Here is a 23,909-nt window from a genome sequence, read left to right as displayed (position 1 = left end):
TTTTATGAATTTTCGGTTTCTGTCAAGTGATGATGCTCACATTTGTACACTTTTCCTGGATATTCCGACAGCAGGCTCAGGTTGTGTGTGGTCATGATGATGGCCGATCCTTGCCGGCAGATATCCTGCAATAGTTCCACAATGTGCCGTCCGGTCTCCACGTCGAGGTTACCCGTCGGTTCATCAGCCAAGATGATGTCCGGCTGGTTCAGGATGGCCCGTGCGATGACGATGCGTTGCTGTTCACCCCCTGAAAGCTCGTTGGGCATTTTGTATCCTTTATTTTCCATGCCTACCTGCCGCAGCACTTCTTCGATTCGCTTTTCTATTTCCGTACGGCTTTTCCATCCTGTAGCCTTGAGCACGAACTTTAAATTTTCGTGTACGGTACGGTCAGTCAGCAACTGGAAATCTTGGAATACGATGCCCAGTTTCCGGCGCAGGGTAGGGAGGTCTTTTCGTTTCAGCTGGCGGATAGAGTAGCCTAAAACTTGTGCCTCTCCATCGTTGATGTCCACTTCTCCGTAGAGAGTTTTCAGGAAAGTGGATTTTCCGCTGCCCACCTTCCCGATAAGGTAGACAAATTCCCCCTTCTTCAGTTCGAAGTTCACGTCAGAAAGGATTTCCTGTCCCTGCAGGCTGATGCTGACATGCTGATATGTGATAAGCGGTTGTTCTTCCATGCTTTGCATTAATGTTTTTTCCAGGTCGCGCTGTGGCGTTCTTTCAGTTCACGGGCCAAGTCTTCGATGCGGTAACCTTTGTAGGTGAGCAACACAATCAGGTGATACAGCAGGTCGGCTCCTTCATAAATCAGGCGTTCATCAGTACCGTTGCAAGCCTCGATGACTGTTTCTACCGCTTCTTCACCCACTTTCTGTGCCATCTTGTTGACCCCCGAATTGAACAGACTGGTAGTGTAGGACTTTTCCGGCATTTCTTGGCGCCGGCGGTCAATAAAATCCTGCAGTTCCTTCAGGAACATGATGTCCTGCTCGTTTTTTTCGCCCCAGCAAGTATCGGTTCCTGTATGGCAGACTGGGCCGTCCGGGTGTACCATGATGAGCAGGGTGTCGTTGTCACAGTCCGCCTTGATGGATACCACGTGCAGGAAGTTGCCACTCTGTTCGCCCTTGGTCCACAGGCGGTTTTTCGTGCGGCTGAAGAAAGTTACCTTTCCCGTTTTTACGGTCTTCTCATAGGCTTCCTTGTTCATGAAGCCCAGCATCAATACTTTCTGTGTGTAGTTATCTTGAATGATGGCCGGAATCAGGCCATTCATTTTGTCAAAATCCAGTTCCATAATTTCTTGCTTTTGTATAATTAGTGGTTAAAAATGTCTTTATCTGCGTACGGTCACGCCTTCTTGGCAAAGGTAATCTTTTAATTCGGGAATTCGTATCTCTCCGAAGTGAAAAACACTGGCCGCAAGTGCTGCATTGGCTTTTCCCAGTGTAAATGCATCGCGGAAGTGTTCTTTCTTGCCGGCGCCTCCCGAAGCGATGACCGGGATGGACAGTCGGTCGGCCAGTTCGGCCAGTGCCTCATTGGCATAGCCTTCCTTCACCCCGTCGTGATCCATGCTGGTGAACAGGATTTCTCCCGCGCCCCGGCTGTTGGCTTCTTCCGCCCATTCCATCAGGAAACGGTCGGTCTCCAGTCGTCCTCCGTTGAGGTAACATTTCCAACCCTGCGGAGTCTGGCGTGCATCGATGGCTACCACGCACACCTGCGACCCGAAGTGAAGGGCTATGTCGTCGATGAGCTGCGGGTTGCGGAGGGCAGAGGAGTTGATGGACACCTTGTCTGCTCCGGCGTTCAGAAGTCGTTCCACATCGCTTAGTTCATGGATGCCGCCCCCCACGGTGAACGGAATATTGATTTCCGCCGAGATGCGTTTCACCAGTTCCGTAAATGTTTTGCGGCCTTCGTGGCTGGCCGTGATGTCCAGGTAGACCAGCTCGTCTGCCCCCTGTTCGCTGTACGCCTTTCCCAGTTCCACCGGGTCACCGGCTTGCCGCAGGTTGACGAAGTTGGTTCCTTTCACTGTCTGTCCGTCCTTGATGTCCAGACAAGGTATGATTCTCTTTGCTAACATAGTTCTGTTTCTTGAATAAGTTTTAAGGTAGGAAAGCCTTTAAGTCGTTCAGGGTGATTCGCCCTTCGTAAAAAGCCTTTCCGAACACTACCGCCGGGATGCCGGCCTCTTCCAGCGCTTCAATGTCTTTCATGCCACTGATACCTCCGCTGGCAATCAGGTGCAGGTCGGGATGTGCTTGGATAATTTCCTTGTATAAGTCGATGGACGGGCCGTTGAGCATGCCGTCGCGGGAGATGTCCGTGCAGAGCACTTTGGTGACACCCTTCTTAATGTATTCGTCGAGAAACGGCATCAGTTCCATCCGGCTGCATTCCAGCCAGCCGTTCACGGCGATTTTTCCGTCCTTGGCATCCGCTCCTAAGATAATCCGCTCACTACCGTAAGCCTCCATCCATCGGCCGAACGTATCCGGCTCTTTCACGGCAATGCTGCCCAAGGTGACCATCCGCGCCCCGCTCTCGAAAGCGATGTGCAGGTCTTCGTCACTTTTGATACCTCCGCCGAAGTCGATGACCAGTGAGGTCTGTCCGGCCAACGCCTCCAGTACCTTATAATTTACGATATGTTTGGAAGCCGCTCCATCCAGGTCCACCACATGCAGCCGCTGGATGCCGTGTGCTTCAAACATCTTGGCCACTTCCACGGGATTCTCGTTGTACACCTTTTTCGACTGGTAGTCTCCTTGTGAAAGCCGCACGCATTTGCCGTCGATGACGTCGATGGCAGGTATAAGTTCTATCATAGGATGTTCTTATGCAAATTGAGTAAAAGATTATAGATTCAGGAAGTTGCGCAGGATGCATTCGCCCACCTTTCCGCTCTTTTCCGGGTGGAACTGGGTAGCATAGAAATTGTCCTTGTGCAATGCTGCACCGAAGGGAGTGATATATTCCGTAGTGGCAGCAGTAAACTCGTTGACCGGCACATAGAAACTATGGACGAAATACACGAATTCTTCCTCTTTAAGTCCTTGGAACAATGGGCTGCGAAGGTGTGAGAGCGTGTTCCATCCCATATGGGGTACCTTTTCTTCCGGATGGGTCGGCTGGAATTTCTTCACTTCCGCGTCGAAGATTCCCAGACAGTCTACGTCGCCTTCCTCAGAATGGCGGCAAAGCAGCTGCATGCCTAAGCAGATACCCAGTACCGGCTGTTTGAGGTCTTTGATGAGTTGGTCCAGTCCGCATCCCTTCAGGTAGTCCATGGTGGTGCGTGCTTCGCCCACTCCCGGAAAAATCACCTTGTCGGCACTGAGCAGCGTTTCCTTATCGTGGGTAATGACAGGTTCCACGCCCAGCCGTTTCAAGGCACAATCCACCGAAAAAAGGTTGCCGGCGTTGTATTTGATGATGGCAATTTTCATTCTTCTGTATTGTTTTTTATGAGAAAAAATTGTTTTTGCAAAAGTAACGAATTATAATCAATCTCCTAATAAACGCAACGGAAAGTTTGGCGTCTGCTTTCTTTTTCTGACAAGATGGAGTGGGAGAGCCTGTTTTTTCCTATTTCTTATATTTCCTGTATAAGTCTCCTGTTGAAAAATTTTTCACGAAGCTATTGCAGGTTCAAAAAATTGTACTACCTTTGCAACCGCAATCGAGAGAGAAAGCAACGAAAAAACTTAATGGTGCGTTAGTTCAGTTGGTTAGAATACATGCCTGTCACGCATGGGGTCACGGGTTCGAGTCCCGTACGCACCGCAACTCGAAAAAGCAGAATTAGGAAAAGCTCTGATTCCCAACGGAATTAGGGCTTTTTTATTGGTTTTCGGGCGGCAAAAAATAGCGTTTTAGAGAAGTTATGAGGGGCAAATTCAGGGTCCTTTTTAGGGTCACTGAAAAAAGCACCTGGAATGTATCATACTTCGTTGATTTTCATATTTTTGTATAGGATTTACCTGTTCCCTATTTTGCTAATTTTGTAACGCTAAAAACAAGGTGAAATGAAACAGGATTCAATGAAGATTTTGTTCTTCATCCGCAAGAGCAGGCTGAAGAAAAACGGCGAGGCTCCGGTGTTCCTCCGGATAACCATCAACGGGCAACAGGATGAGATACGTATCCAGCGTTCTGTACCCATCCATCTGTGGAACAACCTGAAGGGATGCAGCAAGGGAAAGGACCGTGTGTCCTTGGAACTGAATAGCTACATAGAGGCTCTGAAAGTACGGCTGTATCAAATCCATAAGGAACTGCTCTGCCGGGATGCGCTGATCACTCCCAAAAACATGCTGGTCAAGCTGTTCTCTAAGGAGGAAAGACATTTGGTTGTGGAAACAATGAAAAAGTGTATTGATGACTGGCGCTCTCTTATTGGGCAGGAATACCAACCGTCTACTATCTCCCGCTATGACAACTGCTACGAATCGCTGAAAACAGTAGTAAAGGAATTCTATAAGAAGGAGGACATCACGTTTTACGAACTGAACGGGGAATTCATTGACACATTTGAAATGCACTTGCGGACGGAGAGGAAACTCTCGCAGAATACACTCACCAAATACATGAGCTGCTTCCGCAAGGTATTGGGCATAGCCAGGGATAACGGGTGGCTGAACTTTGATCCGCTGGTAGGCAAACGGAAACGGCTGTTCAAGAAAGAAGAGACGTGCCCGACTTTCCTCACACTGGACGAACTGCAACGAATCATGGAGAAGGAGTTTTCGACGGAACGGCTGAACCATGTGAAGGACTTCTTCCTATTCTGCTGCTATACCGGGCTCTCGTACATAGATGTGAGCACGCTGCGTCCCATACACCTGTACCGGGACAACAACGGGAAGCTGTGGATACACAAGTCGAGGGTGAAAATCACGACGAACAAGGAAACCTGTACGAGTAATGTGCCGTTGCTACCGCCCGCCATCGCTATTCTTGAGAAATACAAGGGGTGGAACGAAAAAGATCCGGACGCACCTTGCCTGCCCATCCCGTCGAATCAGAAGATGAATGAATATCTGAAGGAAATAGCTACTTTATGCGATATAAAGAAACGCCTGACCGTCCATGTGAGTCGGCACACCTTCGCGACCACGGTGACGCTCGCCAACCATGTTGCCATCCAGAACGTGTCGAAAATGCTGGGACATTCGTCCACACGCATGACCCAGCATTACGCACGGGTGCTTGACAACAGCATTATGGAGGACATGAAAGGAGTGGCCGGAGTATTCCGCTAAAATATTGCATGAAGTCTGAAATATAACAAAACCAGGAAGGATTGTTTCTCATAACGACAATCCTTCCTGGTTTTTATCTCTCTTTACCGGAAAGCTTCCCGCCTGTTCTCTACAAGCAATTTTTCTATGTCTGCTTCCCGATACAGAATTTTACCGCCTATTTGATAAAACGGGATTTTTCCTGTATTGCGATATTCCTGTAACGTGCGTTTTGTCAATTTCAAGTGCTGTGCCAGTTCGGTGTCAGTCAGAAAACTTTCTCCATTCAATATCGGTCGCGTATTGGTTTCCAGCATGTCGAGTAAAGCAGATAAATGCTTCATGTCCTGGAAAAACGCAATAGCCTGCGGATCGTCACGCATTATAACTTTACTCATCTTTCGGACTCCTTTCTCGATTTACGTCTACAGCCTGTCATTCCTAATAATCTCATAATATCGTGCTCCTGATAATAGGTCCTGCGGTCAATCTGGGTGTAAGACAAAGTACCGTTGCTACGCAAAGATTGCAAGGTTCGTGGCGAGATATGCAATATGGCGCATACTTCCTGATTGTCCAGCCATTTGTCCAGTCGCTTGGGCAAATGTCTTTGAGACAACGTTTCCACTTTCTTCTTGAGCAATTCCAAAGCCATGCGCATATCTTCAAATGTTTTAGCCTCTATACATACAAATTCCATACATTTCATTTTTAGGTCAGACAAATATAGCATTTGTAACCGTATTGCCAAAATGCATGTCGGCAACTGGCTGCCAATGGCATCAAATGTCATAACAAATTCACTCAATTGAAATTTTTCAAGCGGCTACAATGCTCCCTTTTAAGCGTATGCTCGCCTGCGTGAATCTAAATATTCACTAAAAACATCTATCCCAAGCGGGGAGTTTATCAAATAATCTCTATTTTAGTCCGTCGTAATATCTAATCTTACCCAAAGGCATGAATGATTTTATTCTGACCCTATTGATAAACGGAGGCGTAGTCTTATGCATTGTTGGGCTATGGGCTTATGCCAGGTACTGGCGGCGAAAGGCGGCAAAGGCATTCCTCCAACATGCTGTGGCCTGCTACAAAAAAGAAGACAGGGAAGAATTAGCCGGACAAGCCGTAATGGCCGGGAGCAGACATGCCGGTTTGTTGTATGCGCTGACGTGCCCGGAACTGTTTGACATCGTACGGCCGATGCGGGCTTTCCGTTTCGGGAAAATACGTTGCGTGTGTGCCGACTATTATTTTCCCCAACGCTATGAAAGCTGGCTGAGGGATGATCAGGCAGACTTTGTACAGGATGTATATGCCTTTAAGGACGGGAAAGAATTATGTCATGACTATTTCTCACAAGCATTTGAAGTTCTTTCCGTCCATGAGAATGTGACAGCGGTATTCATGCCGTGCAGTACCTCTGAACGGTATTACAGGCGTTTCGCTAAAATAGCCCATTATTTGGAACGGCATGGCTATGCCCTATCCGGACTGCATCTGATAGAAATCGTTAGGAACCGGGAAAGCAAGCACACTGCCGCCCAACGGTCGAGCGTTGATATGGCAAACTACTCCATGTCACTGGCATTGCAAGGGAAAAAGGTGGTGATCGTAGATGACCTTCTCACTACGGGAAGCAGCCTGACCGGATTTGCCCGGAATCTGGAACAGGTTGGTGCGGAAGTGGTTGGGGCAGTGTTTCTTGCCCGCACATTTCAGGTTCCGTCATGGAGGAGGGTTCGTTGGATGGTGTGGAAAAAGTATATTTTGTCTAAACGAATAAAGACATGGGAGGTTTCCTATAGTTCTATCGAACAAAACTCTGTAAAAAAGTAATGATTACCCATATGTATGACTTCGCATAGGTAAAGCCATCCATCCTTAAATCGTTGAAACTGCATAATACATTGACAAAATGGTATATTTGAAAATGATAAAGCTACAAAAAGCGACTAAGGAAAATGCTTACCAAAACATATCGTATAAATCAATACAGGGATAACCGTATTCACGGACGGATTCCATACCTGCAAGTTCCTGCTTACCCAGCCAAAGAATATCCATTGCATTTTTAGAAAAGTCATTTTCCATTATCTTTCTACGAAACTGTTCCACCAATCCGCCCAACAGATAATCCGGAGTATAATTGTCATCAAAACAAGCCCAGTGCTCGTCGGACATGAAATGCTTAGCAGTAGCAAGGGTGAGCTGTATAAACAACCTTGCCGCCTGTTCGTGACAACCTGCATCCAAAAGTTCAGCAATGTTATTACAGACCGGTTCCATCGCCATAGCAATGCTTTCACAATCATTATCGAGTGGAGTTACTTGAAATATATTCTCTATGAAATCCGGTATAGCATTTAATTCGTCTTTGGGATCAACCATCATTTCGTACTGCTTTGTTCCAGCTTTTTGCAAAGTTAAGGCAATATTCCGATTTTTCCATCCTCACCGGAGAAGAAAGATTGGATATATAGCTACTTCATCGGGATATGTCACCCCATCTTGTAATTTCAGTCATTTGCAAGCCTGTCACTAGCAATTCATGAAAGTGCAAATTGAAAGTAAAAGACTGTAAAGTGTAAACTTCCAAACTGTAAATACTGTAAAGGGTTTACAGGATACAGGTTTACACTTTTATTATGAATGATAAAATTTGAGCAATTTAACCTGTTGTATATCAAACAGTAAACAAGTCAGCAATCATATTAAAGACATTCTATGGCACGGCATTTTCACTATTATAGCCATATACTCCTCATGTGCGCACGGAAGGGGTGATTATTGTATCACTTATTAAAAACATGGAGGAATAACTATGCCTTATATAGACGATGAACTGCTGGAAAAGATGATCAATACGATGGCGGAAGGATTTGCGCGTATCGAAAAGAAGCTGGAACGCATGAACCGGCAACGGGACTGCCTGGACGGAGACCAGTTTTTGGACAATGTGGACTTGGCGGAACTGCTTGGCGTGTCGCAACGGACCTTGGCACGCTACCGGGAAAAAGGGAAAATACCTTATTACTGTGTGGACGACAACGGGCGGACACTTTACCTTGCTTCGGAAGTACGGGATTTCATCAAAAGCCGGCAGAAAGGGAAAACCATGAAACCTGACAAGGGTTAGACACAGACTGGATGCAACTTGTAAGAGTGAAGAATCTCATCCAATATTATATAAAGAGACAGTTTTGAATTTTTACAAAAACTTTCCTTGCCAGGACAGCCGTTTTCGCGTATGCTCCAAGCTATAAATTCAGAACAGTTTCAGATGTGGATGTTTCATTCAAGAGAGCCGTATCATTGCTCAAAAACAGCATGTTGATACGGCTCTCTTATTATGCCTAAGCCCCATCACTCAGACCGGGACGGCAGTCATGCGCATCGTGTCCAGATTGAGATAGAGCCCCCGATAGAACGTACATCCTTCCCGGATCATCTTCCACAGCAAGCCACAACCGGCCTGCGCCAATATGGAATTGATGAAAAGATCCTGTTTCTCCAAGGCTTCCGCCAGCGAACAGCTCGGGCCGGAGTCCTTTTCGTCAATCATGGAATAGCTGACCTCCTCGGTGATGACATTCAGGTGCGGTGTAGGCTGGTACTGTTCTGAAACGGGCTGATAAATCTTGTTGCGCACGGTACCAACCAGCACCTGCCCGGTGGTGCGGGCATTGCCGAAATCCATCCAATAGATCGGGGTGGCCTCATTGATATGGGTACTGTCCCTGAAAGGTTTCAGAAACCGCCAGAGCGTAAGCCTGGAACGTACATTATCGGTACAGGTGATGATGATGTTCGCCGTACGGTTCTTTCTCTTCCCTGTTTCAGGCATCGGATAACGGCGTGGCTCTGCCGCCCATGCCGTGCCGAAAAAACGGTTGATCCGTGTGACGAGTGCGACCGCCTTGTTCAGGCCGATTTCCGGCTCGGAAAACAACTGGCGTCCGATGTTGGACTCGGACACGGTATCAGGGTCGTAAACAGTAACATACAGCCCCGGGTGACCCAATGCCTGCAAAGCCCTGTCCATACGGGCCAATGAAGTGATGACCTGCGACCCTGTACCGCCGGCACCGATGACGATGACACTGACCGGGTGGTGCGGAGAAAGCAGGTAATTCTCGGTATAATGTATTTTTTTCTTCTTCATGACAATAAATCTTTCAATGTAATGTTTAACGGTTGCAGTTCCTCTTCGTCAAAGGGAGCGTTGCGGGCATTCTCGGTAACGATGACCAGGTTGCTCCTTGTAGGGTTGCCTTTCCCTCCCAAATGGGAAAACTCGCTTGTCCAGAAACGTTGTTCCCAATACGCCAGCCAATCGGCATAGGTCGGGTTCTGCGGAACAGTCAGCGAGGTGCTGCCCAGACAGACCTTACTTTGTGTGACGTTGAAGAACGGAGCCCGGTAAAGCTCCGTCCTTTCTTCCGGCCTGTTCCCCTTGAATGCGTAGATATCCATCCGTTCCTTTTCCACCTTGTAGACAACGCCCGGAAGATTGAACTCCCCGTCAGCGATGTTCAGCCCCCCGGTGAAGAACATCAGGTGCTTTCCCGGAGGATTGTACCAGATATACTTCTCATGCCCTTTCCGGGAATTACACTCCAGCAGGTTCGGCGGAATTCTCCCGTACGGTATCCGGCATATCTCAGCGGAATAGTTGTCCGCCAAAGCCCCGATAAACTCGTGACTGACGGGAATGGCCGCTCCCATACGTCCGTCGGGACTGATGGGACGCAGTTCAAGATGATATTTATCATGGACCCTGTAAGTATTGGAATCATACGCATAAGCGATGAGTGCCGCTTTCGGCACCATGATCTCCTGCAATTTGGTTGTCAGTTCATTCATTTTCTTTCAGTTAAAAATGTTGTTCAATATACTCTGTAAACTTCCCGAACCACCGGGCGAAACGTTCAGGAAAGTTATCCATACAAAATAGCCTGTCCGTTTCGGGAGACAACGGCATATAGGTGACAGGAGAAAGGCAATACGTTTCCTGCTGGTCTGAGTTAATAATCTCCATCATATCTTCCGTCAGCACGTCACGGATGGAATAGACCAGCATGACCTGTTCATCCAACGGGATGGGCCGGAAATCCGGTTCTTCCTCGTATGCCCAGTCGTACTGGTAAGACATGATAGAAGGCGCGTCTTTGCCTATGAAAGCCATACCTTCCCGTACCAGTGCCAACAAATTCCGTTCTTCCTTCTTTTCAGGGCAGTATTCCGACAGCAACTTGGTGAATCCTGAACAGAACGGACGTTTCCACATACGTTTCAGCATCCGGTCAATTCTACCTTTCTCGTAGGACTCTACCAGTTTTTTCCACGCTTTGATTTCCCGCGGTGTTATGTGCTCGTCGTAATTAGGGCGGCTTTCCAAATTGTCACACGACATTTCATAGTAATATGTTTCTTTCAAATCCCGCATGTCGTGGTGCAGTATGAAACGACGGATAAATTCAAGTACCAGCCTCCTTGTCGGCGCAGAAAGCACTCTGGTAAAATCCAAAGGCAGCCAGAAAAGGGTGTGATCCGGCCAGTCGTGATGCCGGTAAAGGCAGAATGCCAGATTACCCTTCACCACTTCCAGATTGACAGATTCAGGGACCAGGTTGTCCATCACCTCAAAAAGCCGGACGATGTCCTGCCTCGGACATCGGCTCCGTCTCTTTTTGGGGAAAGGCAAGCGGACATCCAGCAGACGGGCGTAGTTTACAGCAGAACGATACAGGTAGTCAAATGATTCCGGTGTAGTAAGATTTATACGGTTATTTTCGTCCCAATCAATACTATAATCCGGTGGTGCAACGGGATATATCCGTTCTGTCAGAAAACCATTGTTGCGCCGGGTGGCGGCAGTAGCCTTTTTCTGTTGCGCAATGTTCCCCGGCTGATATCCGTCTGCCGTTCGAGTTCGCTGACGATTTGCCGTGCCAGTTCCTGCAACTGGTAGTCTGTAAGCTGTACGCATGCCTGTTCCTCCTTCTTTTTAATATGTTTCCCTCTTGCCATACCTCTATCCTTTTACGCCGGTGGTCGTCTTGAATTCATAAACCGCACAATCCTCCTCTATGACAGGGCCATGCACGTTTGCCGTGGTCAGTTCCGGGTAAGTCATGGAATAGAAATCCATCACATCTGCCGGAGCCATTTCCGGATTCGGATCATTCAAGGCCAGGTAAGTGTTTGCCTTCTTCATTTTGAATACTCGTTTGAGTCCTTTGATTTCGAGTGCCATATCTTTTATCTTTAAAAAATTAATAATATTATTTGTTTAAGATTCCAGCAAAGGTCTACGATACAGTTTGCCGAAATCTGATACACAGACCTTTGGTGGAATTTCAGTATATTTGAAACCTTATTGTTATCAGTTCATTTTTAAGCATTTAACAGCATACCAGTTCCAATTCCTGCTGCGCCTCGTCTTTCATGCGGTTTTCTTCCGGAAAGTCCGGGTATTCAGCATAAGGGTTTTCGCGGAGCAGTTCACGGTCCTCCTCATCTTCCTTGTCAAAACTGTAAGGGGCTGCCGACTCCTGTGGATGGGGTTGAAAATCCGGGGTTTTACTAGCCGGACGGTTCGGCGGGGTCTGTACGGGAGCAGACGGCTGTGCCTGCATATACGGATAGGTTCCTGGATACGGAGGATATGCCTGCCCATAAGGCGGGTATGGTTGTCCGTTAGGTGCAAAGCCTTGTGGCGGCATTGTCGGCGGTTGTTGTCCGTACGGCGCTCCCCATCCGTATTCCAGCTGTGGAGACGTGGTTTGCGCGGCCGGTGCCGGTGGAACAGCGGCATTTCTGCCCGCTCCGTGAAACGGCATCGGTCCGGCATCAGTCCTTTGTACGGGATTGCCATTGACCGGATGGGCCTGCGCAGACACTTGTTGTGCCGGAGCGGTGGGCGCGACCGGTTGCTGTGCGGATGGTTCAGGTACGACTTCCTGCCCTCCGAAGAGACTTCCGGCATTCGCTTTGCGCTGAATCTCCTGTATCTTGGCGTCAATTTCTTTCTGTTTATCAGCCGTGGCGAGCAGGCGTGCCTGCTTTAACCAGGTCTGCGCTTCGGAAAACCTGCTTGCCGCAGCCGCATCGTCCGCTTTCTTCATCAGTTTTTCCATTTTCTCCCGTTTTTCACGGGCTTCTTTGGACTCTTTTTCGACAGTTTTTCCCGGTTTGGCCTGTGAAGCGGTCTTTTCTGCCGCCTTTTCGAAGGCTTCCAGGTTTGTCAGGATGCCGAGCGCCTTCTTTACCGGTGCCATGACAGCCTGCAGGAACTCCCGGTCCAGTTCTTCTGGTGTCCCGCTGAGGACGAGAGGCACCATGTGTTGCTGCTTTTCTTCTTTCAAGGCATTGTTCCGGGGCATAACTGCCACATTCAATTTGTCATTCATCCTGCGGATGTTGATGCTCAGGTCGGTGCCTGTGCTGATCAGTTGGTAAATCTGTTCAAAAAACATAATTATAAAATTTAGATGGTTATTGATTGGCTTATTCTATGACTTCCTGCATGAAAAGTTTCAGCAGTTCAGCCCTGTCCGGTCGTGAAGCGATATCCAGTAACGGTTCCAGGTAATATCCTATGGTACGCGGTTCGTCTGCCGTGTCCGGAAAACGCCGCTTTACGGGTCGTGACGGGCCACACGGTGTCGGCCATGCAACGGGCGTGGCGGGTGCAGAAGGGGCAGTTGTTATTGTCTTCATGTGTTCTCGGTTTTAACAGTTACAATAATATTCCGAATAATACCAGCCATACGACTGTCTTGAAGAAGAAACGTATGACACGAAATGCCAACGAAATGATTTTTCCAGCCAACAGGATGGCTACGAGAAGCTTTGCGGATACAATCCCGCTTTTCAGCAGGAGAAATGTACCGATGAACAGGCACAGCACCATGACCGTCCTGCCGATGCATTTGATAATTCTGATTTTCATATCTTTTCATTTTAAGTGAATGACCCCATCGGGGTATGTTTTCCCGATTTTACAAAGGCGAGGTAGTGGATTGCTTTTTCCTGCACAAGGCTTGGCGGGAAAAAATACCGCAGCGAAGCGAGGATGATTTTTTCCCAGCCAACCAAGCCCCAAGGGGGCTCGCCTTGTGCAGGAAAAAGCAATCCGCTACCTTTGCTGCGTAAAACGGAAAAATATTTTCACCCAAATAAAAAATGCAGACCTTACGGCCTGCATTTCTGTCCATACCATTTATAGGGTTTTGCACCACCAGATGCCTGGAAATTTATTGGGCGCCATCTTCTTGGACGCCTCTCCCCTTGGAACCGCACAGACGGAATATCTCGTCCGTCACCTCGCCCGCCAGCCTGGATACATCTTCCAGAAATGCTTCCTGAGAGAGGTTGCCTTGTTCCATGTCCTCCAATTGCGCTTCCCAGCCGGAGGTGAGGGACGGGTCGGCAATCTTCATGCCACGCACCGTCTCGTAGATATACAACCCTTTGCGTGTGGGGATGATGTATTTGCCCGAATAACGGATGTATTTGCGGTCAAGCAACGTGCGGAGAATGGCTGCACGGGTGGATGACGTACCCAGCCCGGTCTTTTCCATATATTCCACCAGCTGTGCGTCGGTATAGGGCGATGGCGGCAAACCGCAACGGCGTACCAGGCTGCATGCCGGAACCGGCAGTGTCTCACCGGCGAAAATATCGGGCATGGTCAAGAAACAGGCACTCTCCGGGGCAATGTCGCCCTTCCGACCGAATATGCCTTGCCACCCTTGCTCCACTATCCGGAAAGTGTCTGCGCGGAAACGGAGCGCCGCACATACGGCATCCACTGTGGTACACTCCACCTTGCAGGGAGGCATGAAGGCTTCGAGCATCCGTCCGACCACAAGCAGGTAGACCTGCATCTCGCGCCGGTCAAGTTCCTGCTTTCCGGGACACAGTCCCGTAGCGATGATGGCCGGATGGGCGGCGCTGTCACCTCCGACAACATGTTCCGGCAGGCACGTAGGGTCGATGCCCGTTTCCCGCACATAAGCCCGCAATCCGTCCCACGCCAGCATCTTCCCCATAATGTCCGGCAGCATGGCGGAAACGTCAGGCGGCAAGGTACGGCAGGATGTGCGAGGATAAGAGATGAGCTTTTTCTCATACAGGCTCTGTGCAATGTCATGCACCTCGCAGACTGTAAGACCATAATGCCGGCTGGCATCCTTCTGCAGTTCACCCAAATTATACAACGCAGGCGGGGGAAGTTCCTTGACCCACCGGGTGACGGTTGTGATGCGGAGACCTTCGGCATGGCTGCAGTCGCGATGGAACTCTTCGGCACGGCCCCGGTCGTGAAATGTGTCCACGCTGCGTAACTTGAACGGAATGCCCTCCTTGGCGGTACTGACATAAATGTGCCAGCAGTCTGAGGCGATGTGGTTCTCCCGATCCCGGTAACGTCCGCTGATTGCGGCCAATACGGGAGTCTGCACCCGTCCTAGGGAATGGTTGCCCAACCCTGTCGCCCGGCAAAGCGCATAGCTCGCGTTCATGCCCAGCAGCCAGTCTGCCTTTGCCCGGCTGTCGCCCGCCCGGAACAGGCCGTCGTACATCTCCAACGGCTGCATACGGTTCATGCCTTCACGCACTGCCTGCTCCGTGAGCGAGGAAATCCAGAGACGAAGTACCGGCTGGCTACATCCCAAATACCGGTAAAGCTGCCGGAACAGCAGTTCACCTTCGCGTGATGCATCCGTGGCGGCAATGATGCGGGAACATTCCGGTAACAGTTTCTCGATGACCTTGAGCTGTTTGACCGCATTGATGTCGGGAATCCAGCCGCTGTCCGTACGGACATGCTTGACCATCAGTTGGAAAGGCCGGGGCACCAGCGGAAAGTCTTTCCGCTCCACACGTGCTTTGCCATAATCTTTCGGCATAGCCAGGGAAAGCATGTTTCCGAAGGTCCAGGTCACTATGTAGCCGCCGCCTGCCATGTATCCGTTCCCGCGCTTGTCCGCGCCTATGATTCTTGCTATTGTCTTACCCACTTCGGGCTTGTCTGTCAGTATGAGTGTATGTTCCATTTTATTTGTTATTGGTGTTTCCCCATGCCAGAAGCACGGGGAAACGGGTTTGACCATCGTTATTCTTCAAAAGATCCGTTATCAGGGCTGACCCCGTTGATTTCCATGAGCGCATTTCCCTCCGTACTGCGCACGAGGCGGATGGTAGCATCCATTGTCAGGTCGATAACGGTTGTTCTCAAATGAACGGACAGGACGGCTGTCTCCTCTCCGGAAAGGAGTGAATCAAGATTGCCGCTGTCTTCCAATTGCTGCCTGCTGATTCCTAAAGACTGAAGCCGTGTCCAGTCCATGTCGGTTTCTGAAAAAATATAGTTGCTTTTCTTTCCCATATTGTTCTTGTTTAGAAGGGTTCGTGAATGAATGATGTTTCTGTCAGACCGCCTGTCTTGCACTGCGTTTCTGTTGTTGGGACTGATCGGTTTCAGCCTGTGCCGTGTTTCGTGAGATATTACGTTTCCGGTTCGGATTTTCCTGGTAGAAATTCAGGATGCCGGTGCTCGGATTGACTTTGGCGTAAGAGGAAAACTCCTTTCCGTTTTTCCCTTTCAGGCCGGAAAGAAGCACCGCCTTTCCGTCCTGCAGGTCCGCCCGTTCCTTGGCCGAAAGCACTTTGCCGTAGACTTCCGCAGGAATCCTGGCTTCCTGCTGCTCGTTGAATCCGTCCGGCGTGCGTGAATACTGCGGATACCCGTTGTTCATGTTCAGGCGCACAAAAGAGGAAAACTCCCTGCCGTCACGTGAAATCATGTTCTCCAGGAAAACGGGCTGCCCTTTGCGTAGCGCCTCCCTGTCTTCCGGTGTCAGACGGACTTCGTTGATTTCTTTCGGGATGTAAATTTCACCCGTTTCCGGATTGTGGCGCGTATATTTCAGCTGGTTGGTTGCCGGGTCCTGTGTCACAAAGGACGAGAATGTGGTTCCGTTGCTGCGTTTCATATCCTCCACCAGGATGGTATGCCCTTCGCTGAGCATCTTGAGCTGTTCGGGCGAGAGTTTGACGCCTCCCAATGTCTGTTGGTTGAACACCTGGTCTTTCGGGAAAATATATTCGATGCCCCTGCGTTCCGCGCTGTACTGGATGGTGGCGTTGAACTCCTTGCCGTTTTTGGACGTCATGCCGTCCACATAGACGGCCTCCCCGTTTTTCAGTCGGGCAATCTCGGCAGGTTCCAGTTTCACACCCTTGATTTCATCCGGAATGAACACATGCTCCTGACGTACCGCTACCAGTTCGTTCGTCACCTTGTCCAGCGAGACCAGGCAGGGTTCGGCATTGCCATTGTTCCGGAAGTCCAGATTTACCACACGGCCCAGGTTGCCCGACTCACGCAGGTTCTTCTTGTCCTCTTCCGTAAAGATATGCCCGAAATAAGGGCGTTCCAGTTCCGGTTCCTTGCGGATGCCGTGAATGCCCAGCGTTACCTCGCCGTTCGAGTTGCTCATGAAGGAAAGGCGGGCATCCATGCGGACGGTCGCCAGGCCGTCGAGATTCAGCGAGAGCTGCACCAGCTTGTTGGTCTTGTACCCCTTGAGCATGCCGTCAAGCACTCCCATACGTTCCAGCATTTCTTTGGACACCCCGATATTTTTCAGCCCTTCCCAGTCTATCATGTTCTCGTTATACCGGTAGGACGGTCCTTGCGGCTGTTCTTCCTGTACGGGCTGCTGCGCCTGCTGTTGCGCAGCCTGTTGTACTTCGGTGTGCTGTTCGGCATACTGGGGTGCCGTCGGCTGTTCGTTTACTGTCTGTTTCTTTGCCATTGTCGCATCTTGTTTTAGATTCTTGTTTTGTTCCTCCTTTTGTTTTTTCGGACGGACTTCGTAGTGTTTGAGGAACTCTTTCACCGCATCCGTCTGTTTCCCTTCCGCCAGATCCTTTATGGCCTGCTTATTCCGTTTATAGTCCTGAAAAGTCAGGCGGATCAGGCGGAAGTGGGTCGGCTCACGGAACTGGCTCCAGAAATTCTTAATGAAATTTTCGAGTATGCTCGAATTCTTGTCGAACTTCAGGAACTCGTTCTCATGCTGTTCATCAGCAGGCACAGTCTTGCAGTTGCCTTTTTCATCTGCCTCGCTGACAGTCTGAACGCCGGCCTTCGGGTCATTCTTATTGTGGACCATCAGCAGTTCGCTGATTTGCTCCACATAGGGCGCGGACTCTGCTGCCGGTTTGGCGGCAACTTTACGGGCACGCTTTGTTCTTGTTTCTTTTTCCATTTCTCTTTTCTGTGTCATACGTGTCGTTTTTATGTGTTAACGGTTTGTTTTGACACGTCAAAAGTAGGAACATAATTTGAATAATCGTTTGATTTTCAATGAAGTGTCATTACATGACATCAGGTGTCATCAAGTGTCAGGAAAGAGTATGAAACAGACCCGAAAAAGGGAAAAAATTGAGTGGAAAGCTCATGCGGATGAAGCAAGAAAACAAGTAAGCAGACGGGAACGAATAAAAAAGGAAAGATACCATGCACAGCCCAAGCCATGCAGAGCAGAGGGAGCTGGAAGCCCCCTGTAAACTTTATAATGTCGAACACCCAACAACGGAAGTAATGTATAACTGGAGCAATACTGTTGGCTTGAATAACGGTATTAAAAACAGGCCGCTGCCTGTTGCCCTGAATCATTCATGCGTCGCGTCGGTCGCAGTTTTGCCCCTGTAATCATTCCTTAATTCCGTTTCCGGTTGCCGCCGCGTTCTTTTTCGTGAGAATTTTCCCGGCGAAGCCGGTTATGGAAAATTCTCACGAAAACCGGTGGAAACGCGGCTGGCAAAACGGAAACGGAATTACCTTTGATGGAAGGGGAAAATGGAGATATCCATATTCTGATATTACTCCAGATGCTCTATGCATTCCTAATTGAACCTGCCTGCGTAAATCCACTATTTAATTTACACATCATTTGATAAATTTCCTCTCTTAAACTTATGTATAAATCATTGGATTCAAACATTTCTTTAATGTCTTTTTCGACATATCCTTTTTGTGAAATCTCTTCCTTTATATAACGCAATTGCTTTAATTGTTTGATTTCCTTTTTGAAATTATTGTCGATTTTTTCCTGAACATTCCCTTGACCTTCAAATTCAATTGGACGATAACTGTTATTTTTATAAAGTTCCCAATAATTTTTTACCCTTGTTTCATATTGACTTTGGCTATTGCAACCCTTCAAGAATTCTTCAAAATTCTCATAACTGCCAAATATGGAGAAACAATATGGTTCAGGGAAAACCGTATTGAATTCCGGATTAGAGGAACGCCCTGTACGAATAAATTTTTTGAAATAATTTTCGGGACATTTCAGAATTTCAATTTTCATTATATCCAAAGCTTCTTGCCTTAAAAACACCTTACCCGTATGTAAGTCAATATGGTCTTGACAATTATAGAACAGATGAAACCCAAGCTCCGACAGTTTATCAGGACAATTTTTGAAATACTGTACTTGTATATCAGATAAATCAGGCAGTTTTATCAGTAACTGTTCGGAGGCAATATTACTGTTTTGGATATTTTGAATAAATTTGGACAAGGCTGAAGTCATATTACTCTGATTTGTTGTTTCCGACAAAAAAGTATGAACGATTTTTTGTTCTTCATCCCCTATTTTATGATATAAATTGGACATCAAATTATCCCGTATCAAAATTGATAGCAGGAAATTTTCTGTATCAAAATAGTTACCGGAAGTAAAGTCCATGAAATTATACAGGTTCAGCAATGCCTTGAAATGCAGATTATTGATACAGCGCAGATTGGCCAAATGGGGGGCTATGGCAACGCTTACTTCCGTCCTTACTGCCGGCAAATCTATCTTGCATAACTTAGACAATATTCCATATATCATGCGATAATCTACCGGACTATATAGTTGGCCATTTTCATCTTTTTGCAGCTGTGAAATCTGGTTCAGAAGTGCCGCTATTGTATTCTGAAATTCTAACGGATATTTATTTTCGTATAAACTTTGTACAGCCTCTGAAAATTCATGTTCATCTTTAGAAGCCAATGACATAAACTCAGGGACGGTCATAACTTTCTTATCCAGTCTGAACATAAAATATTTGTCATAGCTTCGAAGTTTGTGTATGGAATATACTCCATCGCTAAGACTGAACAAATAATTCAGAATATCATATATGATATCAACATGCTCATTGCCATGCGCCGCATTTTCAATACATGTTTTGACATCATTCTTTAATCCAAATTTATCATTATTTAGTTCTAAAAGAGCAAAAGGCTTGTTGCAAAGGAGAGAATATAAATCATTGTATTTGTACCTCAGCAATTCGATGTAAAACAAATCTTGAAATTCGATCTCCATTTCTATCTTCTGGTCCTTATAAACCTGAGCAATCATACGAAACGCATTGTGGAAACGGATCACATCCCGAATTGTATGCAAAACTTTTGGCAGCAAATAGCAACCCATAATGCTATTACTTGGATTATTAGGCGTATAATATATCATCTGAGTGATTTTTTCGTCCTCCGTGTTAATTCCCCATATATTATTAATGGTTGTGGAAAAACGAGATTTCAACTCTTGGCAAATAATTCGCTCTTCGCTTTTGGGCAAAGCAATTTCTACATTAAGGAATTTTTCCAAATAAAGCTCAGGAACACCAATTCCTGAGTTTCTTAAAGCATTGCATACATAATTCTTATCATAAGCAACAATAAATTGTATATATGGGAAATTTGCAGTATTTCTGATTAGACGCAGCACTTCCTTGATTTCATCCGGACTCAATCTGTCAATATCATCTACAAAAACTACAATCTTATGTTTTGTATTTCTCAATTTCCGCCTGATTGTTTCATAAGGATTTTGATTGCCAATTATTTTTTGAAACGATTTGCTCAATATCTTCAACGGTTTGGCGGATTCCTCATCCAGCAATATTTGAATGTAATCATTGAATACAGAAGACATGTTCGGGATATAGATTTGCAATTCGTTGCGTAACGATGTAAAAAATGTCCTGACAATAGAATCGGGAGTATCATTTTTCCAAGGTTCAAAATCAATGATACTAAGTATGGAAGTGTTTGTTTTATACTTGTCTTTCAAATTATTCATGAAAGTGGTTTTACCGCTTCCCCAAGTTCCTGTTATGGCCAATGCAAAACTTCCTTCTCCGTAAAAGCAAGTTGTCATTATATTATATGTAGTTTCAACCAATGGAGAACGCCCATACGTATCGGAGACTTCTCTACTTTTTTCTATTTCCAATTTTGGTGAATCCCCGTTTTTATTATTTTTTTTCATGTCACGCAGCAGCCAATGTATCCATAAGATAAATTCTCCAATGAGAAGAAGAAAAACCAGCAGATTGCTCCAAGCTGTACATCTGTAACCTTCTACTATTGATGTATAATCCCATTTCCCTGAAAGGAAACAAATCAGGTAAAGCGAGATACCCACCCCAATGCAGACAATTCTAGTAAGGTTTATACTTTCACTTTTTCTGTATATATAAACGTAATACCCTAATATAAGCATGGAATACAAGATGACTGTCCACCATTCATGCCCATCAAATTTGCTCATGACTGGATCTACCCATATTTTGTTTATCCATCGTTCCCAGAAATCATCCAGAATGAAGAATGAGATGAATAATGTTACCCCTAAAAACCACAAAACAACTGATTTTGCAATAGATTGCGATAATTTGTATAATGTATTCATAAACACTATCTTATTTAGTAGAAATCATTATCTATTATTATTTGAGCACAAAAATAAAAAATCAATATGGGACGAACTATTTTTCGGAAGTTTTTTATACTTTTGTTTTCATCGGACAGAAAAACTACACAATGGAAGAAAAGGAAGCTGAAAAAATGAATATGATAAGAGCAGTAATGGAATGTACAAAGTACAAGCATAAACTTCACACCTCTTTTTGCTTGGAACTGTAATCAAAAAAATGAAATCCTATAGAGAAAGAGAAATAATCAAATAAGGTTTTAGGATATTGATTTTCAACAGTCCTATTTCTCTTCAAGGCTTTGAAAAGAAACTTGCATACGGGTGTGAAGCATTTGAAAATAGTGTTGTGTCAAATATTTCATCCAAAAAACTTTTTATCAATGTCACCTATAGAAGAAAATAAGATTCAGCCTTTAACGGAGTATATTCAATTAAAAATTGAAATAGCATATCAAAAAGCCATTTCAAGAACGTCCATATTGCACCGTAAAGAATATATTGATCAATTGGCAATGGAAATATTCATTGACATGATGCGCAATGATTCGCAATTGCGGTATTATATGCAACCAATTATAAAGCGAATGGTACAACGGTGCGGTAAAGAATATATCCTTTGATGACTTGAGAGAAAAAAACCGGACAGGCATATTTTATACAAATTTAGGAGTCGGTACATTTTCTGCTTATCTGGTTTATTCAGGCGGATATTATAAATGGAATGAAATTTGGCACAAAACCAAAACCGCAGGAACAGCTTTTCGTTGGGAATCAAGGTGGAAAAAGCATTTTTCAATACAGCATAGGATTAAAGACGTAAGTAAAGTTGCCAAATATCGCAATATAGCAGGTAAAGTAACCAAAGGGAGCGGTGTACTTTTAGCTGCAGATGTAATTGTTTCTGGCGAAATAAGACCTTCACATTTTATAAATGGGGCGATGCTTGGAGCATCAACCACTGGCATTGGTTCAATTATTGCTGCTATTTGGTTTGCTGCAGATTTGGGAACTATGGGTATCAACATATTAATAAATGGAGAAGCAAAAGGCTTAGGGGATATTATTGACGAAGGATTGAGCGATTACTGCTATAAAATATATTAAATAACTTACTTTTGGGAACAATATGAAATTCAACTTGTCTTTAATTGATTATGTCTGGTATACCGGAGAGCGCTTTCATCAACAAGAACACAATCCCGGAGATGGGACTATGCTAATAATGATAAGTTGGTTTTGTACATTATTCCTTCCTTTGTTATCTATTGTCTATAAATTAAAGACTTCCCCCATAATACAAATAATAGCTTCAATCATTCTTCTTCTTTTCCCATTCCTATTCTGCCACTTCAGATACACTCCAAAACATAAGGAAGCTCTTAATTTGAGGTATAAAAATAAGAAAAATTGGGGGCGTCGTCTGTTGATAATATGGGGAAGTTTAATCATCATAGTTGCAATAGAAGTGTTTCTCTTGTCCCAATTCGGAGTCTGGCATATAAAATAAGAGGTGATAATCTCATATTGTCCATATCTTCCATGCAATGAAATATCGGACTCCTTTTCCTGTAGTTCCACATAAAGATGTCCGGATAGTACAAATATGCTTGCGATGAAGTATGATGGTTATAAACACCTGCTTTTCGTCATGCCCATGTCCCGGTTCTTCCTAACGAATTTACTCTTTACTGAGGATGAAGCATAAATGGCAAACCAGTACATTATAAATTTCCTAAAAGCAATTGTAATTTTCCCTGATATTTCATCTAACGGTGATTTAAGTTTTGCAAATATTTAACCCGTTAGTTAATAATGCGAATCAGGAGTTGAAAATAGCTTCTGATTCAAGTTTTAAAAGTTTGTAATTCAGTTGATTATCTCATTGTTTTATTTCGTAATCTCCTTGAAAATCAGTATATTAGAACAATAATTCCACTTATTTTCTAATTATGATTCCCAAGGAGAAAAAGTTAAAACTAATAAGTTTGTATATGTATATCTGTGATGTCTATAAGTCTTCTTTGCGTTTCTACTGCCAGAGATTCAGCAACAACTCCAATCCCGAGTTTACGGACGAGGAGGTTCTTACCGTCTATCTGTTCTGCGGTTACTGCCAGAAATACTTCGGCATCAGAGAGATCCATACTTTCGCCAAGGAGTATCTGTCATCGTGGTTTCCTAAGCTGCCGTCTTACCAGACATTCAATACACGTTTGAACATGCTTTCAGAAGCCTTTAAAGTGTTGGCGGAAACCATGATACAATCATTCAAGCCTGAGGATTGCGACTCTCTCATTTCCATTGTGGATTCCATACCGATTGTTACCTGCAAAGGAAAGAACCGGGAAGGGAAAGTGGCAACGGAGATAACATCAAAAGGATATTGCTCTACCAAGAACATGTACTACTATGGCATGAAACTGCACATGGTAGGACAGCGGAGGAAGGGTACAATACCTTTTCCTGAGATGATAGTTCTGACACCGGCTTCGGACAACGACCTGACAGTATTCAAAAACGAATGCGCGCCATACCTGTCCGGAAAGACCGTGTTCGGGGACAAGATTTACTGCGACTTTTCTTTCTTCAATGAGAGTAATCCGGTTAAAGTCCTTACCCCGCATAAGGAGATTAAGGGAGAGCCGGAAGTGCTCAAACAGAGGAATAAAGCAGCCAGAGACCTGTTCTCACAAGCTGTGTCCAAACTCAGACAACCCATCGAATCATTTTTTAATTGGCTGAATGAAAAAACAGAAATTCAAAGAGCATCTAAAGTAAGAGCTACCAAAGGCTTGTTGATACATACCTTTGGAAAGTTGGCCATTGCTCTACTTACATTTGTCAATTTTTAATCTTT

General features: G+C 45.8%; 26 protein-coding genes and 1 tRNA gene. 7 read left to right on the top strand and 20 right to left on the bottom strand.

What is annotated here, in order from left to right; genetic code table 11:
* Nucleotides 1-2 precede the first annotated feature (2 nt).
* From H6A28_RS09385 to hisH, 5 genes are read right to left on the bottom strand one after another with little or no spacing between them, the layout of a single operon-like run.
* Nucleotides 3-683 carry a cell division ATP-binding protein FtsE gene (locus tag H6A28_RS09385; protein WP_204477217.1) on the bottom strand — a complete coding sequence of 227 codons (681 nt, stop codon included), beginning with the start codon at nucleotides 681-683 and terminating at the stop codon, nucleotides 3-5.
* A gap of 8 nt (nucleotides 684-691) precedes the next feature.
* Nucleotides 692-1,306: a bifunctional phosphoribosyl-AMP cyclohydrolase/phosphoribosyl-ATP diphosphatase HisIE gene (gene hisIE, locus H6A28_RS09380; RefSeq protein ID WP_345944514.1), complete on the bottom strand. Its 615-nt coding sequence runs from the start codon at nucleotides 1,304-1,306 to the stop codon at nucleotides 692-694.
* 36 nt (nucleotides 1,307-1,342) lie between these two features.
* Nucleotides 1,343-2,098, bottom strand: coding sequence for an imidazole glycerol phosphate synthase subunit HisF (gene hisF / locus H6A28_RS09375; RefSeq protein WP_204477213.1), 756 nt, complete (start codon nucleotides 2,096-2,098; stop codon nucleotides 1,343-1,345).
* A gap of 22 nt (nucleotides 2,099-2,120) precedes the next feature.
* Nucleotides 2,121-2,843, bottom strand: coding sequence for a 1-(5-phosphoribosyl)-5-[(5-phosphoribosylamino)methylideneamino]imidazole-4-carboxamide isomerase (hisA, locus tag H6A28_RS09370; protein WP_204477211.1), 723 nt, complete (start codon nucleotides 2,841-2,843; stop codon nucleotides 2,121-2,123).
* 30 nt (nucleotides 2,844-2,873) lie between these two features.
* Entirely contained in the window at nucleotides 2,874-3,464 is a 591-nt protein-coding gene (gene hisH / locus H6A28_RS09365) for an imidazole glycerol phosphate synthase subunit HisH (RefSeq protein ID WP_204479925.1), read from the bottom strand.
* Nucleotides 3,465-3,727: 263 nt separating this feature from the next.
* Between hisH and H6A28_RS09360 the strand changes: the two genes are divergently transcribed.
* Both H6A28_RS09360 and H6A28_RS09355 read left to right on the top strand, forming a co-directional pair.
* Nucleotides 3,728-3,801, top strand: a tRNA-Asp gene (locus H6A28_RS09360).
* 242 nt (nucleotides 3,802-4,043) lie between these two features.
* A complete protein-coding gene (locus H6A28_RS09355; protein WP_204430066.1) occupies nucleotides 4,044-5,279 on the top strand; it encodes a site-specific integrase in 1,236 nt (411 codons plus the stop codon).
* Between the two features lie 83 nt (nucleotides 5,280-5,362).
* Here the strand turns inward: H6A28_RS09355 and H6A28_RS09350 are convergent, their stop codons facing one another.
* Both H6A28_RS09350 and H6A28_RS09345 read right to left on the bottom strand, forming a co-directional pair.
* On the bottom strand, nucleotides 5,363-5,656 hold the full coding sequence (locus H6A28_RS09350) for a helix-turn-helix domain-containing protein (protein WP_087212336.1): 294 nt from the start codon (nucleotides 5,654-5,656) through the stop codon (nucleotides 5,363-5,365).
* The gene (locus tag H6A28_RS09345; RefSeq protein ID WP_204430068.1) at nucleotides 5,653-5,958 is read right to left on the bottom strand and encodes a helix-turn-helix domain-containing protein; all 306 of its coding nucleotides are present in this window, start codon (nucleotides 5,956-5,958) and stop codon (nucleotides 5,653-5,655) included. The genes H6A28_RS09350 and H6A28_RS09345 overlap by 4 nt, the downstream gene beginning before the upstream one ends.
* Before the next feature lie 260 nt (nucleotides 5,959-6,218).
* On the opposite strand from H6A28_RS09345, the gene H6A28_RS09340 reads away from it, so the two are divergent.
* Nucleotides 6,219-7,097 (top strand): phosphoribosyltransferase, encoded by an 879-nt coding sequence (locus tag H6A28_RS09340; protein WP_239465327.1) that lies wholly within the window; start codon nucleotides 6,219-6,221, stop codon nucleotides 7,095-7,097.
* Nucleotides 7,098-7,226: 129 nt separating this feature from the next.
* Here H6A28_RS09340 and H6A28_RS09335 read toward each other — a convergent pair whose 3' ends face one another.
* A complete protein-coding gene (locus H6A28_RS09335; protein ID WP_204479923.1) occupies nucleotides 7,227-7,682 on the bottom strand; it encodes a hypothetical protein in 456 nt (151 codons plus the stop codon).
* Nucleotides 7,683-8,082: 400 nt separating this feature from the next.
* Here H6A28_RS09335 and H6A28_RS09330 point away from each other — a divergent pair, with 400 nt between their 5' ends.
* Nucleotides 8,083-8,397, top strand: coding sequence for a helix-turn-helix domain-containing protein (locus tag H6A28_RS09330; protein ID WP_087210464.1), 315 nt, complete (start codon nucleotides 8,083-8,085; stop codon nucleotides 8,395-8,397).
* A 231-nt stretch (nucleotides 8,398-8,628) separates the two neighbouring features.
* Here the strand turns inward: H6A28_RS09330 and H6A28_RS09325 are convergent, their stop codons facing one another.
* The 12 genes from H6A28_RS09325 to H6A28_RS09270 form a co-directional block, all read right to left on the bottom strand.
* Complete coding sequence (locus H6A28_RS09325) at nucleotides 8,629-9,423, bottom strand: PRTRC system ThiF family protein (RefSeq protein WP_204430072.1); 795 nt, start codon at nucleotides 9,421-9,423, stop codon at nucleotides 8,629-8,631.
* Entirely contained in the window at nucleotides 9,420-10,124 is a 705-nt protein-coding gene (locus H6A28_RS09320; RefSeq protein ID WP_204430074.1) for a prokaryotic E2 ligase family D protein, read from the bottom strand. The genes H6A28_RS09325 and H6A28_RS09320 overlap by 4 nt, the downstream gene beginning before the upstream one ends.
* Before the next feature lie 10 nt (nucleotides 10,125-10,134).
* On the bottom strand, nucleotides 10,135-11,250 hold the full coding sequence (locus H6A28_RS09315; RefSeq protein ID WP_204430075.1) for a hypothetical protein: 1,116 nt from the start codon (nucleotides 11,248-11,250) through the stop codon (nucleotides 10,135-10,137).
* Between the two features lie 45 nt (nucleotides 11,251-11,295).
* Nucleotides 11,296-11,517, bottom strand: coding sequence for a PRTRC system protein C (locus H6A28_RS09310; protein ID WP_204430076.1), 222 nt, complete (start codon nucleotides 11,515-11,517; stop codon nucleotides 11,296-11,298).
* A 148-nt stretch (nucleotides 11,518-11,665) separates the two neighbouring features.
* Nucleotides 11,666-12,739 carry a PRTRC system protein E gene (locus H6A28_RS09305; protein ID WP_204430077.1) on the bottom strand — a complete coding sequence of 358 codons (1,074 nt, stop codon included), beginning with the start codon at nucleotides 12,737-12,739 and terminating at the stop codon, nucleotides 11,666-11,668.
* A gap of 31 nt (nucleotides 12,740-12,770) precedes the next feature.
* Nucleotides 12,771-12,983: a hypothetical protein gene (locus tag H6A28_RS09300; protein ID WP_177609409.1), complete on the bottom strand. Its 213-nt coding sequence runs from the start codon at nucleotides 12,981-12,983 to the stop codon at nucleotides 12,771-12,773.
* A 19-nt stretch (nucleotides 12,984-13,002) separates the two neighbouring features.
* Nucleotides 13,003-13,215 (bottom strand): hypothetical protein, encoded by a 213-nt coding sequence (locus H6A28_RS09295; protein WP_204430078.1) that lies wholly within the window; start codon nucleotides 13,213-13,215, stop codon nucleotides 13,003-13,005.
* A 49-nt stretch (nucleotides 13,216-13,264) separates the two neighbouring features.
* Complete coding sequence (locus tag H6A28_RS09290; RefSeq protein WP_204430079.1) at nucleotides 13,265-13,480, bottom strand: hypothetical protein; 216 nt, start codon at nucleotides 13,478-13,480, stop codon at nucleotides 13,265-13,267.
* A gap of 39 nt (nucleotides 13,481-13,519) precedes the next feature.
* Complete coding sequence (locus tag H6A28_RS09285; RefSeq protein WP_204430080.1) at nucleotides 13,520-15,322, bottom strand: DNA topoisomerase; 1,803 nt, start codon at nucleotides 15,320-15,322, stop codon at nucleotides 13,520-13,522.
* Between the two features lie 59 nt (nucleotides 15,323-15,381).
* A complete protein-coding gene (locus H6A28_RS09280) occupies nucleotides 15,382-15,654 on the bottom strand; it encodes a DUF4099 domain-containing protein (RefSeq protein WP_177609403.1) in 273 nt (90 codons plus the stop codon).
* Nucleotides 15,655-15,697: 43 nt separating this feature from the next.
* The gene (locus H6A28_RS09275) at nucleotides 15,698-17,560 is read right to left on the bottom strand and encodes a DUF3945 domain-containing protein (protein WP_204430081.1); all 1,863 of its coding nucleotides are present in this window, start codon (nucleotides 17,558-17,560) and stop codon (nucleotides 15,698-15,700) included.
* Nucleotides 17,561-18,172: 612 nt separating this feature from the next.
* Entirely contained in the window at nucleotides 18,173-21,028 is a 2,856-nt protein-coding gene (locus H6A28_RS09270) for a KAP family P-loop NTPase fold protein (protein WP_204479921.1), read from the bottom strand.
* A gap of 404 nt (nucleotides 21,029-21,432) precedes the next feature.
* Here H6A28_RS09270 and H6A28_RS09265 point away from each other — a divergent pair, with 404 nt between their 5' ends.
* The 3 genes from H6A28_RS09265 (at nucleotide 21,433) to H6A28_RS09255 (ending at nucleotide 23,904) form a co-directional block, all read left to right on the top strand.
* Nucleotides 21,433-21,672, top strand: a complete 240-nt coding sequence (locus H6A28_RS09265; protein WP_204430085.1) for a hypothetical protein — start codon at nucleotides 21,433-21,435, stop codon at nucleotides 21,670-21,672.
* A 4-nt stretch (nucleotides 21,673-21,676) separates the two neighbouring features.
* Nucleotides 21,677-22,156, top strand: a complete 480-nt coding sequence (locus H6A28_RS09260) for a hypothetical protein (RefSeq protein WP_204430086.1) — start codon at nucleotides 21,677-21,679, stop codon at nucleotides 22,154-22,156.
* A gap of 887 nt (nucleotides 22,157-23,043) precedes the next feature.
* The gene (locus H6A28_RS09255; RefSeq protein ID WP_204430090.1) at nucleotides 23,044-23,904 is read left to right on the top strand and encodes a transposase; all 861 of its coding nucleotides are present in this window, start codon (nucleotides 23,044-23,046) and stop codon (nucleotides 23,902-23,904) included.
* The last annotated feature ends 5 nt before the right edge of the window (nucleotides 23,905-23,909 follow it).

The sequence above is a fragment of the Bacteroides mediterraneensis genome, assembly GCF_016900355.1.
In the GTDB taxonomy this organism is placed as follows: domain Bacteria; phylum Bacteroidota; class Bacteroidia; order Bacteroidales; family Bacteroidaceae; genus Phocaeicola.
This window is presented reverse-complemented; position numbering and strand designations above follow the sequence as displayed.

Coding starts and splice junctions, on each gene's coding strand:
- H6A28_RS09350 (WP_087212336.1), bottom strand. CDS start 5,656: ATGAGTAAAGTTATAATGCGTGACGATCCGCAGGCTATTGCGTTTTTC.
- H6A28_RS09255 (WP_204430090.1), top strand. CDS start 23,044: ATGTATATCTGTGATGTCTATAAGTCTTCTTTGCGTTTCTACTGCCAG.
- H6A28_RS09315 (WP_204430075.1), bottom strand. CDS start 11,250: ATGCGTACAGCTTACAGACTACCAGTTGCAGGAACTGGCACGGCAAAT.
- H6A28_RS09330 (WP_087210464.1), top strand. CDS start 8,083: ATGCCTTATATAGACGATGAACTGCTGGAAAAGATGATCAATACGATG.
- hisH (WP_204479925.1), bottom strand. CDS start 3,464: ATGAAAATTGCCATCATCAAATACAACGCCGGCAACCTTTTTTCGGTG.
- hisF (WP_204477213.1), bottom strand. CDS start 2,098: ATGTTAGCAAAGAGAATCATACCTTGTCTGGACATCAAGGACGGACAG.
- H6A28_RS09305 (WP_204430077.1), bottom strand. CDS start 12,739: ATGTTTTTTGAACAGATTTACCAACTGATCAGCACAGGCACCGACCTG.
- H6A28_RS09340 (WP_239465327.1), top strand. CDS start 6,219: ATGAATGATTTTATTCTGACCCTATTGATAAACGGAGGCGTAGTCTTA.
- H6A28_RS09355 (WP_204430066.1), top strand. CDS start 4,044: ATGAAACAGGATTCAATGAAGATTTTGTTCTTCATCCGCAAGAGCAGG.
- hisA (WP_204477211.1), bottom strand. CDS start 2,843: ATGATAGAACTTATACCTGCCATCGACGTCATCGACGGCAAATGCGTG.
- H6A28_RS09275 (WP_204430081.1), bottom strand. CDS start 17,560: ATGACACAGAAAAGAGAAATGGAAAAAGAAACAAGAACAAAGCGTGCC.
- H6A28_RS09265 (WP_204430085.1), top strand. CDS start 21,433: ATGTCACCTATAGAAGAAAATAAGATTCAGCCTTTAACGGAGTATATT.
- H6A28_RS09295 (WP_204430078.1), bottom strand. CDS start 13,215: ATGAAAATCAGAATTATCAAATGCATCGGCAGGACGGTCATGGTGCTG.
- H6A28_RS09290 (WP_204430079.1), bottom strand. CDS start 13,480: ATGGACAGAAATGCAGGCCGTAAGGTCTGCATTTTTTATTTGGGTGAA.
- H6A28_RS09285 (WP_204430080.1), bottom strand. CDS start 15,322: ATGGAACATACACTCATACTGACAGACAAGCCCGAAGTGGGTAAGACA.
- H6A28_RS09385 (WP_204477217.1), bottom strand. CDS start 683: ATGGAAGAACAACCGCTTATCACATATCAGCATGTCAGCATCAGCCTG.
- H6A28_RS09270 (WP_204479921.1), bottom strand. CDS start 21,028: ATGAATACATTATACAAATTATCGCAATCTATTGCAAAATCAGTTGTT.
- H6A28_RS09345 (WP_204430068.1), bottom strand. CDS start 5,958: ATGGAATTTGTATGTATAGAGGCTAAAACATTTGAAGATATGCGCATG.
- H6A28_RS09280 (WP_177609403.1), bottom strand. CDS start 15,654: ATGGGAAAGAAAAGCAACTATATTTTTTCAGAAACCGACATGGACTGG.
- H6A28_RS09325 (WP_204430072.1), bottom strand. CDS start 9,423: ATGAAGAAGAAAAAAATACATTATACCGAGAATTACCTGCTTTCTCCG.
- H6A28_RS09320 (WP_204430074.1), bottom strand. CDS start 10,124: ATGAATGAACTGACAACCAAATTGCAGGAGATCATGGTGCCGAAAGCG.
- H6A28_RS09310 (WP_204430076.1), bottom strand. CDS start 11,517: ATGGCACTCGAAATCAAAGGACTCAAACGAGTATTCAAAATGAAGAAG.
- H6A28_RS09300 (WP_177609409.1), bottom strand. CDS start 12,983: ATGAAGACAATAACAACTGCCCCTTCTGCACCCGCCACGCCCGTTGCA.